The organism is Pseudomonas sp. SWI36, assembly GCF_002948105.1.
GTDB lineage: Bacteria > Pseudomonadota > Gammaproteobacteria > Pseudomonadales > Pseudomonadaceae > Aquipseudomonas > Aquipseudomonas alloputida.
Map to the genome: position 1 here is coordinate 1,502,462 of NZ_CP026675.1, position 13,992 is coordinate 1,516,453.

9 protein-coding genes are annotated in these 13,992 nt (G+C 57.1%); 7 read left to right on the forward strand and 2 right to left on the reverse strand.

All coding sequences use genetic code 11. The features are described 5' to 3' along the window. Positions 1–83: 83 nt before the first annotated feature. The gene (locus tag C4Q27_RS07285; protein WP_104886677.1) at positions 84–2,243 is read right to left on the reverse strand and encodes a DUF1631 domain-containing protein; all 2,160 of its coding nucleotides are present in this window, start codon (positions 2,241–2,243) and stop codon (positions 84–86) included. Positions 2,244–2,486: 243 nt separating this feature from the next. Between C4Q27_RS07285 and nadC the strand changes: the two genes are divergently transcribed. Then, on the forward strand, positions 2,487–3,335 hold the full coding sequence (gene nadC / locus C4Q27_RS07290; RefSeq protein ID WP_064492563.1) for a carboxylating nicotinate-nucleotide diphosphorylase: 849 nt from the start codon (positions 2,487–2,489) through the stop codon (positions 3,333–3,335). A gap of 75 nt (positions 3,336–3,410) precedes the next feature. Here the strand turns inward: nadC and trxB are convergent, their stop codons facing one another. Next, entirely contained in the window at positions 3,411–4,373 is a 963-nt protein-coding gene (gene trxB, locus C4Q27_RS07295) for a thioredoxin-disulfide reductase (protein ID WP_003247318.1), read from the reverse strand. Positions 4,374–4,703: 330 nt separating this feature from the next. On the opposite strand from trxB, the gene cysZ reads away from it, so the two are divergent. The 6 genes from cysZ to C4Q27_RS07325 all read left to right on the forward strand — a co-directional run bounded on the left by cysZ (position 4,704) and on the right by C4Q27_RS07325 (position 13,711). Next, complete coding sequence (gene cysZ / locus C4Q27_RS07300) at positions 4,704–5,468, forward strand: sulfate transporter CysZ (protein ID WP_104886678.1); 765 nt, start codon at positions 4,704–4,706, stop codon at positions 5,466–5,468. Between the two features lie 54 nt (positions 5,469–5,522). Continuing rightward, positions 5,523–6,260 carry a DUF6538 domain-containing protein gene (locus C4Q27_RS07305; protein WP_104886679.1) on the forward strand — a complete coding sequence of 246 codons (738 nt, stop codon included), beginning with the start codon at positions 5,523–5,525 and terminating at the stop codon, positions 6,258–6,260. A gap of 360 nt (positions 6,261–6,620) precedes the next feature. Then, positions 6,621–6,761: a hypothetical protein gene (locus C4Q27_RS29285; RefSeq protein WP_158666126.1), complete on the forward strand. Its 141-nt coding sequence runs from the start codon at positions 6,621–6,623 to the stop codon at positions 6,759–6,761. Between the two features lie 111 nt (positions 6,762–6,872). After that, positions 6,873–7,835, forward strand: coding sequence for a DUF4393 domain-containing protein (locus tag C4Q27_RS07315; protein ID WP_218277911.1), 963 nt, complete (start codon positions 6,873–6,875; stop codon positions 7,833–7,835). Between the two features lie 190 nt (positions 7,836–8,025). After that, positions 8,026–8,436, forward strand: a complete 411-nt coding sequence (locus C4Q27_RS07320) for a hypothetical protein (protein ID WP_158666127.1) — start codon at positions 8,026–8,028, stop codon at positions 8,434–8,436. Between the two features lie 427 nt (positions 8,437–8,863). Further along, positions 8,864–13,711 (forward strand): cadherin-like domain-containing protein, encoded by a 4,848-nt coding sequence (locus C4Q27_RS07325; RefSeq protein ID WP_104886683.1) that lies wholly within the window; start codon positions 8,864–8,866, stop codon positions 13,709–13,711. Positions 13,712–13,992: the final 281 nt, after the last annotated feature.

Here is a 13,992-nt window from a genome sequence, read left to right on the forward strand (position 1 = left end):
GATCCTGAAAAACGCCGTGAACATGCCCACAGTATGCCCTGCGGCCAACGCCGTGTGCATGTGAATGATTGTAATGCGTCGACCTATTGCGCCAGCCCTTGCCGCAAGCTTTCAAGTACCGCCTCCAGCGCCCGTTCGAACAACAGGCGATCATCCAGCACGCGCACTTCGTGCCGTTGCAGTGCCTGGGCCAGGCTGGCACTGCTCCACTCGCGCACTTTCATGCCGGTGCGGTTGGCGAACACCAGCCTGTCACTGCTGTCGATGCGCGCGACCAGCTTGCAGCGCAGTGGCTCATCCTCGTCGAGCACCTCGACCCAGGTGCCGATGCGCAGGCGTTGCGCCTGGCGCAGCGCTGCAGCCTGCCCCTCGGCAGCGTGCAGGGGCACGCAGGCGGGTTCTTCGGCAATCGTCAGCACAATCTCTTGGGCCACCCGCACATCGCCCAGGGATTGGCCCTCCCCGCTCGGCAGCGCCTCTTTACCTGCGCAGGCGCGCAGGTGCAACTGTTCCAGTTGCAGGAAGAACTCGCGGGTCGCCACCGCGTCCAGGGCTACGCTGGCCAGGCCATCGCGCAGCGCCTTGAGCAGGCCTGGCACCTGCTGCAGCAAGGCTTGCGGCTCATGTGGCGGCGTGATGCTGGCCAGCAGCATGTCCATCGTCTGCACTGCGTCGCGCCAGGCCTGTGAGGCCTCGCCCTGTTTCAGCCAAGCCAACAGCAGTACCTGGCTCCAGGCCTGCACCAGCATTTGCACCACCACCTGCGGCAATACCCGGCCGCGCAGGCGCTGGTTGAGCACGTGCTGCACCTGCTGCCTGGCCTGCATTGCCCGGGCACGGCCTTCTTCGGCGTCGCGAGTGCGTTGCTCCAGCAACTCGTTACGTCGCCGTTCGTCCTGATTGAATGCCAGGAAGTCGTCGAGCAACTCGGCGAACAGGCTGGCATCGTCGGCAAAATCATTGAGCAAGCGCTGGACGATACGCTCTACCCGCATGTGCAAGCTGTCACGCTGGCACTCGCTGCCGCACTCCCAGCCAATCGCGGCGCCGGCGATTTCGTTGAGCAAACGGCGCGCCGGGTGGCTACTCCGGCTGAACAGCCCCTTGTCCAGTAATGCCACCTTGAGCAGGGGAATATGAAGGCGCGCAATCAGCGCCCGCAGGCTGGTCGGCAGGTTGTCATCGTTGTGGATGAACGCGAACAGCAGGCCAACCAGGTTGATCATGTCTTCGTCAGCCACGTGAAGGCGCCGACGCGTACCGCTGCGCACGCTGACCCGCAACAGCAGTTGCTCAAGCTGCTGGCCAAGCTCGAAGTCATCGGCCTCGTACGTGGCGGGCACATAGCGCTGCAAATGCGACAGTAGCCGGAGCAGGTCGGCGGTACTGATCGGCTGGGCGGCAGCCACCGCTTGCAAGCGCGGAGCGAACTGCCCGCGCACCGGCGCCAGCAGTGCCTGCAACGAGGCAAACAACGCCTGCCCTGCGGCGTCCGCCCCCTCCTCCTGGCCAAGGTTCGCCGGCCTGGGCCGCGCACGCATGCGCCGGTCTTCGGCACGCCGGCGCGGCGCCGGTTGCAGCTCGGGCAGTACGCCGGCAGCGGCCAGCAACTGGTTGGCTTCGCCATAGATCACATCGACATCGCGCAGTACATAACGCTCGAACAGCTTCAGCAGCACCAGCTTGACCCGCAGGCCAACGCCCAGATTACGCCCGGCGTCGAGGAAGTAACGACACAGCGCGGCTGGCCCCAATGGGTTGTGCTGCTCGTACAGGGGGCGGTCGAGCAATGCCTGCAGGCGCAGACCCAGTTGCTGCAGGGCAACGCCATCGCGTGACAGCACCCGCGCCACCATGCCCTCGATGGCGGCGGCCCGTTCCATTTGAGCCTTGCTGCGCGGCTTGCCCGGCTGGGCCAGGTTTGCCAGCAAGTCGACTTGGCCGGCTCGGAGGAAAGCATCATGGAACGTATCCAAAAAACCACGCTCGATGCTCTTGCGCTTCAGGCGCAGGTCACGCATGGCTTCGAAGTACAGGTTCTGGTCACCGCGGTCGAAGGCCTTGTCGGCCATTTCGAAGAGCGTGTCATCGGCATTGTCGAACAAGTCCTGCAGGCCCTGACGCAACTGCAACGCGGCCTTGTCGCGCACCTGCAGCAACAAGACCGGAAGGCAAGGATGAGGCGTACGCCCCCCTCGGTCGATGGTTGCCGCCAAGGGCACCACCTTGCCTTCTTTTTGCATCCTGGACTCCTTGCAGGGTGTCTTGCCCGAAAGGGCTGAAAAATCGTCAAAGCTATGACGCCAAATACTAGTCGCCATTATCGGTAAAAAATCGCATAGCTACCAGCGCCGTTTCGCTGGCTGGCTAATGACCCTGATCTGCTCCGATTACTCACGACGCCCGACCAAAGGTCAGCGCCAAGGCTGCTGTACACATCGGCCCCCTGCCCTATAATCGCGGGCACCTAGCTTGTGGAGCCGACCATGCCGAACCTACGCCTTGCCGACCTGACCGCTGAAATTGAAGCCAACGTGCGCCGCGCGCTGTTGGAGGACATCGGCAGTGGCGATATCACCGCGCAACTGATCCCGGCCGAGCGCCTGGCCAAGGCGACCATCATCACCCGTGAAAACTGCGTGGTCGCCGGTACCGCCTGGGTCGATGCCGTATTCCGCCAGCTCGACCCGCGCGTTGCAGTGCACTGGCAGGTGGCCGACGGTGAGCAGGCCACTGCCAATCAGCCGTTGTTCCACCTGGAAGGCCCGGCCCGTTCGCTGCTCAGTGGTGAGCGCAGCGCACTGAACTTCCTGCAGCTGCTGTCAGGGGTCGCCACCCGTGCGCGCTTTCTCGCCGACCTGGTAGCCGGCACCCAGGTGCGCCTGCTGGACACCCGCAAAACCCTGCCGGGCCTGCGCCTGGCGCAAAAATACGCAGTGACCTGCGGTGGGTGCGACAACCACCGCATAGGCCTGTACGACGCCTTCCTGATCAAGGAAAACCACATCGCCGCCAGCGGCGGCGTAGCCGAGGCTGTGGCCGCAGCGCACCGCATTGCGCCGGGCAAGCCGGTGGAAATCGAGGTCGAAAGCCTGGACGAACTGCGCCAGGCGCTGGCCGCTGGCGCGGACATCATCATGCTCGACGAGCTGAACCTGGACGAAATGCGCGAAGCCGTGCGCATTACCGCGGGCAAAGCCAAACTTGAAGCCAGCGGCGGGGTCAACGAAACGACCCTGCGGGTGATCGCCGAAACAGGGGTGGACTACATCTCGATTGGTGCCATGACCAAGGATGTGAAAGCGGTGGACCTGTCGATGCGACTGAGCCTGTGAGCTGATTGCAGGCAATAAAAAACCGGCGCTTGGCCGGTTTTTTATTGGGGTCGCTTTGCACCCCTTTTTCTCAGATCAGAACGAGGCGTTGGCCAAACCGTCCAGGTAGCGCTCGACATCCAGCGCTGCCATGCAACCCGCACCGGCCGAAGTGATGGCCTGGCGGTAAACGTGGTCAGCCACGTCGCCAGCGGCAAACACACCCTCGACGTTGGTAGCGGTGGCGTTGCCTTCGCGGCCGCCATTGACTACCAGGTAGCCGTCTTTCAGGGTCAGCTGACCTTCGAACAGCGAAGTGTTCGGGGTGTGGCCAATGGCGATGAACACACCGTCGACCTTGATTTCGTCGCTGCTGCCGTCGTTGTTCTTCAGGCGCGCACCGGTTACGCCCATGTTGTCACCCAGCACTTCGTCCAGGGTGGCGTTGAGCTTGAGCTCGATCTTGCCTTCGGCCACACGGGCGTTCAGCTTGTCGACCAGGATCTTCTCGGCGCGGAAGGTTTCACGACGGTGTACCAGGGTCACTTTGCTGGCGATGTTGGCCAGGTACAGTGCCTCTTCCACGGCAGTGTTACCACCACCGACCACGGCGACCGGCTTGTTGCGGTAGAAGAAACCGTCACAGGTGGCACAGGCCGAAACACCCTTGCCCATGAAGGTTTCTTCCGACGGCAGGCCCAGGTAGCGAGCGCTGGCGCCAGTGGCGATGATCAGCGCATCACAGGTGTACTTGCCGCTGTCACCCTGCAGGGTGAACGGCTTGTTGGCCAGGTCGACAGCGTTGATGTGGTCGAAGACGATTTCGGTTTCAAAACGCTCGGCGTGCTCTTGCATACGCTGCATCAGAGCCGGGCCGGTCAGGCCGTGGGGGTCGCCCGGCCAGTTGTCGACTTCGGTGGTGGTGGTCAGCTGGCCACCCGCCTGCATACCGGTGATCAGCAGCGGCTTGAGGTTGGCACGGGCGGCATACACCGCAGCGCTGTAACCGGCTGGGCCGGAACCGAGAATGATGACGCGCGAATGACGTACTTCAGACATGTCGAACTCCTGTCGAGCGGGCCGCAGGGCCGGCATCGGTGTACCGGCTGCGCCAGCCAAGAAATTAAAAAGGACCCACGCAGCACTTGGGGAAGGCTAAAACGCGCAGGCCCGCAAAGCGAAAAGTTGAGCGCACTGTAGCGAGGTCGCAAAGATTAAGGAAATATCCTTAGACAATCCACCTCATAGGCATCGCCTATGCTGCGATTTCATCGATAAACACGCGCCGGGCGCTTTTGTTACATCCCGTTTCCCGCCCACTGCGTGCCTTTCGTCGGCGCGGCAAACTCGGTAAGGTCAGCGCGTTTTCCTTCTCTGCGGAGTATCTAGATGCAAGCCCCTGTCCTCTCTGGCCCCCAATACTTGCGCGAAGGCCTGAAACTGGTGCTGAGCCCCAACCTGCGGTTGTTCGTGCTGCTGCCACTGGCGGTCAACCTGTTGCTGTTCGGTGGCCTGATCTACTTCGCCGGCCACCAGTTCGGCCTGTGGCTCGATGCCCTGATGCCCACGCTGCCTGACTGGCTGAGCTTCCTCAGCTACATCCTCTGGCCGCTGTTCGTTGCCTTGCTGGTGCTGATGGTGTTCTTCACCTTCACCCTGGTGGCCAATATCATTGCCGCGCCGTTCAATGGCTTCCTGGCGGAAAAGGTCGAGGTGGTAGTGCGTGGCGAAGACACCTTCCCAGCCTTCAGCTGGGGCGAGCTGGCAGCCATGGTACCGCGCACCTTCAGCCGCGAAATGCGCAAGCTGGGCTACTTCCTGCCACGCGCCATCGGCCTGTTCGTCCTGTCGCTGATCCCGGTGGTCAACGTGGTGGCTGCGCCGCTGTGGCTGATCTTTGGCGTGTGGATGATGGCCATCCAGTACATCGACTACCCGGCAGACAACAACAAGATGAGCTGGCAGGACATGCTCGCCTGGCTGCGCCAGAAGCGCTGGCAAAGCCTGGGCTTTGGCGGCATCACCTACCTGGCGCTGATGATTCCGGGGGTGAACGTGCTGATGATGCCGGCGGCGGTGGCCGGGGCTACGCTTTTCTGGGTGCGGGAAAAGGGCGACATCCAGGTCACGAAAGCAGCCAATCAGACCGCCTGATAACCACGTAAGCGATGCCCTTTCCCAGCCCACTGATTCACAAGGCTGGTACACATGGCACTGATAGCTCAACCCTTCAGGCACCCCGACTCGGGCATTTATTACCTACGTCGCAGGGTGCCTGATGACCTCAGGCAAATCATCGGTAAGACTGAGATACGTCGCTCGTTAAATACCCGAGACCACCAGCAAGCAAAGGCTGCATTTGCCCATGCTTATGCAGAGTCGGAAAGGTTGTTCAATGATGCCCGCCAGGGCCTGTACGTTGAGCCCCATAAGGCAGAAACGGTAAGGCAAAACCTTCCTACGCCTTTAATCCCCGCACTAAAAGAAGGCTCTATACGGCTTTCAGAAGACCTCACCCGCTACGTCCAGTCCATCTCCATGTCTGGTAGGTCTGATTACGTCTCGCGGCGCCATGCGGTGGACTACAGCCGTGCCGTTAATCGGTTCATCACGGACATGGGCGACAAGCCAATCGCCTCAACTCAGCTCGCAGATATCCATGCGTTCGCTGCGAACTTGATCCACCCTACTGATGACAAGGTCAAGCCGCTGGCCACTTCATCCACTCGCTTGCTGCTGGAACGACTGTCTTCGGTGATGGCGTTCACCGTCGATTCCGGGTTGGTTGAAACCAATCCCGTAACTGCGTCACGCATCCACAAGCGCCTAGGCTCGGGCAAAGCGAAACGCCGATTGGACGACAACCGCGGATACAGCTGGCCGAAATTGCGGCACAGGAAGATCAAGTGCTTGCCGCTTTCCATCTCCATGACCACCGCCAACTGATCACAAAGACCAGTATGGCGCTGTGCTTAGGTATCCAGTCGCTTTGGGAGCAGCAGCTACGCGACTACCTTTGCAATTGCCCAAGGGCGGGTGAGGTAATCAAAAAAGCCAGCTGGGGCTTCTCGCCCAAGGCGCCCACGCTCAACGAACTGTTTAGCAAAATACGCGGCTTACCGATTGAAGGGTTTGAGTCGTATAGGCGCCTCGACAAGCTCCACCTGTTGGGGAACGCATGTCGGCATGCGTGCGGGGGATTCAGCGGACAAGCTACAGGCGCGATACCCCGAATTATGGCTACAGGCAATGCTTGAAGCTGTGCAGACTGGGGGTTCTCTACTAACTTCACTGCACCTAGACAGCATGCAGATTACTGTAGACCTGCTCTGCGACTTGGTGAACGCAATAGCGCTGTTCTGGCTGGATATGCGTATAGAGTCTAATGAAGCCTTGATCCCGGAAAGCCCAGCGATGATCAAGAAGTACCAAGGCTACGAGCCCTAAGGCCTGCCCTGCTATGATTCTGGCAACACCCAGCTGGAACTATCATTCCTCAACGGGGTGAAGCTACCAAGCGCCTAACACTTCCCTGATCGCGAATGCTATGGTTCTAACATGGGAAGCCGCCATGAGTTTTCCCAAGACGCTCTCAGCCTGATTGATGCTTCTAAGAAATTGAACTACTCCACAAAACTATGGCACGATCTTAGAAAACGCGAAGATGGTACTGAAATGAGTGAGCACGAAAACGACTCAGCCGGTGAAAACAAGACAAGGGATGTGGTCGAAGCCGTTACCACATTGGTCCAGACTGTACCCATCTATCAGGATATTGCACAGCCAGCTGCAAAAGAGATAGGAAAAGCCTTAGGCACCGTTGCTAAAACTGTAAACGTCGCACTAGCCCCAGTTGCCGCCTTGGTTTGGGGCTACGATCAATTTGCAGCTTTTATATCTGGAAAAGTAACAGAACGCCTCTCGACAATACCACCAGAAGACATCGTTACGCCCAAGCCAAATGTTGCCGGACCAGCAATGGAGGCCCTACGATATACCGGGCACGAAGAATCACTTAGTGATATGTATGCAAATCTTCTAGCATCCGCGATGGATAGATCGACTGCCGAAGAAGCTCATCCAGCCTTTGTCGAAATCATAAAACAGCTCACTCCAACCGAAGCAAAGATCCTAAACCTATTCATCTCTCAAAGAGCCCATCCAATTATTAACCTGAAAGCAGAAATCATTGAAACCAACGATGGAAACGACCGAGTCATAAACTACTCTCATCTATGGAAGAAATGCGGACTACCTAGCCCCAAGTCAACTCCAGCGTACCTAGACAACTTCTGCAGACTAGGACTCATGCACATACCAGATGGCTACTCTATTACAGCGGAAGGCTTTTACGACGAACTAGAGAGCGATCCTATAATATTGAAAATTAAAGGCAACATCAACACCGAACCTGGCAAGAGAGCTGAAATTATTCGCCGCTATGTGACGACCACACAACTTGGCAACCAATTCATTGAGGCCTGTATAAAACAAAAATCAAGAACAGACCAGTCAGAATGATGTCGCACACACTGTGTCGCTAAAGATAAGTAAAGATAATTAACCTAAGTGAGTTTTCTTTAAAATTAGAGCTTTGGGATAACTAATGGACGCAGGTGAGATTATTAGTACGGCTGGTTTGGTGATCACCGTAGCCGTTGCAGCGGGAGGTTGGCTATGGCAGCGGTGGCAGGAGCGGACAAGTGTACGCGTGGCCATCGTGGCCGAAGTACTGGCACTTAAGAATATTGCCGAGGAACGGACCTATCTGCTTGGCTTGACGGAGATAGCGGAAGCCCTGAGGGCCTTACCCGAGGGGGAGCGCCCGATAGCCAGTTTACAAGTGCGAATTCCTGAGCACTATTGCCGGGTCTATGTTGCCAATGTCGGAAAGCTGGGCTACTTACGACCAGAGGATGCTCAGTTGGTAGTCAGCTTCTACCAGTACGTCGATAGCGTCGTACAAGATGTGACAGAAGGCGGGCATATCTACCAAGGGACGAACGACCCAGATACCTTCACCGAAGCGGCAACCGTGCTTCAGTTCGCACTAGATGCCGCCCAAAAACTGGCAGATCGGCATGCCAAGACATCATGGCTGGGATGGCGGCAGAAGAGCTAACGAAGTAAGCTGCCCAGCATGGTGCACACTTGGGTGTACTTAAACGCTGTCACACTTCGAGATTTTAAAGCGAAAAACTCCTGTATAATCAAGGACTTATATAATAGAGGCAGCCCCGCCAGCCGCACTCCAGCACTCGACGCCCCTCCAAGCTGGCCCCACCTCGCCTGACCAGATCGCAAGCAAGCATGCCTGATAAACCATGCAGGCCTAATAGATCAATGGCCTCAGGCTAATAAGTAGTACACCACCCGTCCAGATACCTAGCTGATAGCAGAGAAGGAGAGTTCGTCCACCGACAAGGGGGTTGAGATAGAGACGCAGTCTGATTGGATAGAAGGTACAGCCGCTTGTCCTCGGATTGCCGCCTGGAGTGACCACGCAACTAAAGTCAGCTAACAAACCTACTAATCCATAGGTGTTAGTCATGGCCATTATCAATGGTAACGATACCGCCAATACCCTGATAGGCACCACCTCGGCAGACACGATCAATGGATTGGGAGGTAACGATACGCTGCAGGGGAATGCAGGAAACGACATCCTCGATGGCGGTACTGGCAGTGACCGACTTTTCGGCGGCCGTGGCAACGATGTATACCGCTACGGTCGCGGCTATGGCAACGATGTCATAGACAATTCGGGCGGTGCCGCCAATGACGTTGATCTGATTCAACTCACCAACCTCAATGCCAACCAGATACGCCTCACCCGTGTTGCGTCTGACCTCGTGCTCAGCGTATTGGCGACCGGCGAAACCCTCACTCTCAGCCAGTGCTTCCTGGATGCGGACCATGCCCTCGAGGGCATCGTCTTTGCCGACGGTACGCGCTGGGGTGTCGCCGAAGCATTGGCAAATCTCTATTACCTGCCTGTCACGCCTACGGAAGGTGCGGACATCATCAACGGCAACCCCACCGACGATACGCTGCTTGGGCTGGGTGGCAATGACGAGCTCTATGGCAATTATGGCAACGACACACTGGACGGTGGCAGCGGCAACGATTTGATGGTTGGCGGGCAAGGTAATGATACCTACTTGGTCGATGCCACTGGCGATCTCGTGGTGGAGGCAGCCGGTGGCGGCGATGACCTGGTGCGCTCGAGCATTAACTACACTCTGGGCAACAACGTTGAACGCCTGACACTGACCGGTAGCGCCAACCTCAATGGCTCGGGCAACGGGCTGGATAACACCCTGACCGGTAACAGCGGCGACAACCGCCTCGATGGCGCTGCAGGCAATGATGTACTGCTGGGTGGCGATGGCAATGATGTGCTGCTCGGCGGTGCGGGCAATGACCGCCTCAATGGCGATCAAGGAAACGATACGCTCGACGGCGGTGCAGGCAACGACACGCTTGCAGGCGGCACAGGGGATGACCTCTATATCGTTGATCAGGCTGGCGACACAGTCACTGAGGCGAATTCCGCAGGCAGCGACACGGTGCATAGTTCGCTCAATTACACCCTTGGGGCCAATCTTGAGAATCTGGAACTTACCGGTAGCGCGAATCTCAACGGAACCGGGAACAGCCAGGACAATCTGCTGACAGGCAACAGCGGCAATAATCGCCTCGATGGAGGCACTGGCAACGACGTACTCGCCGGTCGTCGGGGCAACGATACCTATGTCTATGGCCAGAGTTACGGCAACGATCAGATCGACAATAGTGCTGGAGCCACAAATGACGTCGATACCCTGCAACTGGCCGGCCTCAACAGCAACCAGGTACGTTTCGTTCGCCTGTCGAATGATCTGCAAATGCAAGTGCTTGCCACAGGCGCAACGCTGACCATCAAAGGGTTCTATCTGGGCAGCGACTTTGAGATAGACCGAGTTCGCTTTGACAATGGCGTGACTTGGAACAGCGCAACGCTAAAAGCTGCGGTCGTGCCGCTACCGAATGCAGCACCCTCCTCAACCGATGACACTCAGACCACTGTGGAAGATACGGCGTTGGTATTGGGGGCTGGCGACTTTGGTAGTTACACCGACCCCGAGGCGGCGCCGCTGGCCAGTGTCAGACTCACCAGCCTGCCAGGTGCGGGTAGCCTCCAGTTCAGAAGCGGCAGCACTTGGAGCGCAGTGGTGCAAGACCAGGTCATCAGCAAACCCAACCTGGATGCGGGTAATTTGAGGTTCGTGCCGGCGGCCAATGACAACGGCAACGGATACGCGAGTATTGGTTTCAGGGTGAGTGATGGCCTGGCGTTCTCGGCCAATGCCTACACCTTGCGTATTGATGTGACTGCGGTGAACGATGCGCCCACGGTTGCCAGCCCAGTCGTTCTACCCGATGGAACAGAGGATCAACCCTACAATCTGACCACTGCGCAATTACTGGCCACAGCCAGTGACGTAGACAGCGGTGACAGCCTGAACGTGCAAAGCGTGAGCGTTGCAGAGGCCGACGGCACGCTGAGCGCCAATGCCGATGGTAGCTGGACCTTTACGCCGGTAAAGGACCGCTTTGGCGTCGTGAATTTTGCCGTAGTGATCGCCGATCAGGCTGGGGCAACTGTCAATACCACCGCCAGCCTGAATCTGCTGGAAGTGCCGGATGACCCAACGCCAGTGGCAACGGTACTGGCGCTTGCTAACGACAGCGGGGTGATCGGCGATTTCATCACCAACGTCGAAGCTCAAACCATATCCGGTACGTTTACCGGAAGTCTGAACGACGCCGAGCGGATCGAGGTGACAGCCAACGGGGGCGAGACCTGGGTTACTGCAGTAGTCGATGCAGTGGGGCACACCTGGAGTGCTGAAGGGGTATTTCTGTCCGTGAGCCATAACGAATTGATTGTTAGGACAATCAATCAGACAGGTGAAGTGCAGCCAGGTATAGGACATAGCTATCAGTATGACTTCACGGCCGATGCTGACAATAATTTGCAGTTGCTATTCCCAGACACTCAGATCAATGGAGCAGAGAAAAACGCTGTTGGATACATCATCCAGGGTTTAGACAGCGATGCCACAGCATCTGTGGTTTTCCTGGATACTAGCGGGCATCAGGTTACCGGGGATAGTGGCGTTGCCGATTTATCAGGGTTAGATGATGGGCCGGTGGAGGTGCGTTTGACAGCCACAGACGCGGCCGGAAATGTAACTCAACGTACTATTGGCGGCAGCACCACAACAACGGAAAACTTCGACAACCTTGCTCCAGGCACAGTTCTGTCCAGCCAATACAATGGCATTACCTTCAGTAATGGCCTGATCATTAGCAACGACTCAAATTTCCCCTCCCAATCAGGCTCGCAACTCTTCTTTAATGATGTTGGAATAGCTGAAATATCATTCGCCAGTGCGCTAGGCCTGATATCAAAAATCAACATGTACCTCACAACTTACAGCGGGGCATCTGTATACGCATATAGCGCAAGCAACGTTCTTCTGACATCAATGGCGATGGCTCCCAATTCCATTAACGGTTTGGTCTCGCTCACCTCCACGGCTACGCCAATCAGCAAGATTGTAATCGATGGCAATGGAGACATTTTCACCATTGACACGCTCTCTTATGAGGTTCGGTCACCTAGTTTACTGGTCTTGGACAGTTCCGCCGATCGTGGCGAGCCATTGCTGATCATCGTTAGCGACACTGTTGTAAATGCACAGGAGAAGGGTTCAGTTCCGTACACAATTACCGGACTGGATGGCGATGCAGCGGCAACGGTCACCTTCAGCGACGGCACTCACTCCATAATAGGCAGCAACGGCATTGCCAATCTGACCGGGTTGAATGATGGCCCTATATCGGTAGCCATCAACGCCACCGACTCGTTCGGCAATTCCGCAACCGGTGTCGGCACCCAGCTACAGCTGGACACAGTCAGCCCTACGGTAGTTGCCACCGTTACATTGCTGAGTGACGACTCCGGGCAATCAGGGGACTTCATTACCAACATTCGAAACCAGGCAGTCAACGGCACATATACGGATGTCCTGCGCGATGGTGAAAGAATCCAGGTGACTGCGGATGGCGGTAATACTTGGGTCGACGCAGCAGTGTTCCCGGCAGCCCATGCGTGGGCGGCGCTTATCAACCTTGTCGATGGAGAGAACAGACTCGACGTGCGGACTATCGACATGGCCGGCAATATTCTCGCCGGAGTTGGGCATGCTTACACTCTGGATACAAGCGCTGATCAAGGGCAGTTCGCCGAGGTAACCTTCCCTGACCGTCAAATCAGTGGGGCTGAACAGGCGGCGGTTGCTTACGTGTTGTCGGGCGTGGATGAAGATGCCACCGCTGCGGTGATATTCCGCGATGGGGCAGGTCACCAGGCCGCGGGTGTAAACGGGGTGGTTGATTTATCCGCATTCCAGGTCGGCCATGTTGCAGTGACACTTGCCATCGAGGATATTGCCGGTAACGCACTGACTCGAGAAATAAGCGGTTTTGGATCGACAACCACTGCAAATTTCGACTCTATCGGCGATGAAGTACCAGTAACTAATCAGTACCAGGCTCAGGGCCTACTATTTGAGGGAACGACTGCAACAAATGCTTTAATTCAAGGTTTTACAGCACACTCAGGCACGCAAGTGGCTTACTCCGCGAGTGGGCTAATGACTATAAATGTGATGCTAGCTGATGTTAGGACAGTATCAGCTTATGTAACAGGCCCGGTTGACGTCGGAATCTTTGCCTATGATGCGACCAACAATCTCGTTGGGCAGTCGCTACTGCCTGCCAATGCCCCACCACACACCCTGCTTTCAGTTACTTCTGCAGGTTTGCCGATTACAAAAGTGCTGATACATGACGGCGGCGTTTCATTCGCCGTTGACGACCTGTCATTCACTGCCGGCACCGGGCTGACCATTGAGGAAGGGTCGAACACCTTGCTTGCCACAACTACTGAGCATTATATCCATCAAATTATCGGCGACGATAATGACAACGTTTTGCAGAGCACCGAGGCCACCGACTCATTCACCGGAGGTGCGGGCAACGACACCTTCCAATTCGCGCAATTCCCAGGTTCAAGACCCGACCAGATCACCGACTTCACCCAAGGCAGCGACACCCTGGCCCTCACTGACGGCATCTTCGACCTGCACGGCCAAACCGTCGGTGACACACTGGCGAATGTCACCGGCCCAGAGCATGGGGCCGCAGGTGCCCAATTGGTATTCAATCAGGATGATCACACGCTCTACTACGATGCTGACGGTGTCGCCAACAACAACTCAGTTGCGGTTGTAATACTGGCTGGCGTGAATAGTATGGCGGCTGGCGACTTGACGATAGTGGGTTGAAGCCATGTACGCAGGAGGCTGATACGTACAGTCGGAGGCCAACCGATGTCCTTCTGTGTCAGCACTTGCCTACAAGCCGGCGTCGGTACCTGACTGCCCGTAGCATGCCCATTAGGACTTGAGCGTGAGTTTTGGGCACGAATCACTCCCTCCACCGAAAAGAGGTAGATCGAGCAAAGCCCCGCTCGGCCTTCACAGGACATCCACCCACCTGATACATTTCCCGATCAAACCCTTGGGAAAGGGCCTTGACTTACGTGGTTTGCAGGCGATGTATCCAG

Bases quoted from the DNA above. Each gene is read 5' to 3' on its own strand.
- C4Q27_RS07305 (WP_104886679.1), top strand. From the start codon at position 5,523: ATGGCACTGATAGCTCAACCCTTCAGGCACCCCGACTCGGGCATTTAT.
- C4Q27_RS07325 (WP_104886683.1), top strand. From the start codon at position 8,864: ATGGCCATTATCAATGGTAACGATACCGCCAATACCCTGATAGGCACC.
- C4Q27_RS07315 (WP_218277911.1), top strand. From the start codon at position 6,873: ATGGGAAGCCGCCATGAGTTTTCCCAAGACGCTCTCAGCCTGATTGAT.
- trxB (WP_003247318.1), bottom strand. From the start codon at position 4,373: ATGTCTGAAGTACGTCATTCGCGCGTCATCATTCTCGGTTCCGGCCCA.
- C4Q27_RS07285 (WP_104886677.1), bottom strand. From the start codon at position 2,243: ATGCAAAAAGAAGGCAAGGTGGTGCCCTTGGCGGCAACCATCGACCGA.
- nadC (WP_064492563.1), top strand. From the start codon at position 2,487: ATGCCGAACCTACGCCTTGCCGACCTGACCGCTGAAATTGAAGCCAAC.
- C4Q27_RS29285 (WP_158666126.1), top strand. From the start codon at position 6,621: ATGCAGATTACTGTAGACCTGCTCTGCGACTTGGTGAACGCAATAGCG.
- cysZ (WP_104886678.1), top strand. From the start codon at position 4,704: ATGCAAGCCCCTGTCCTCTCTGGCCCCCAATACTTGCGCGAAGGCCTG.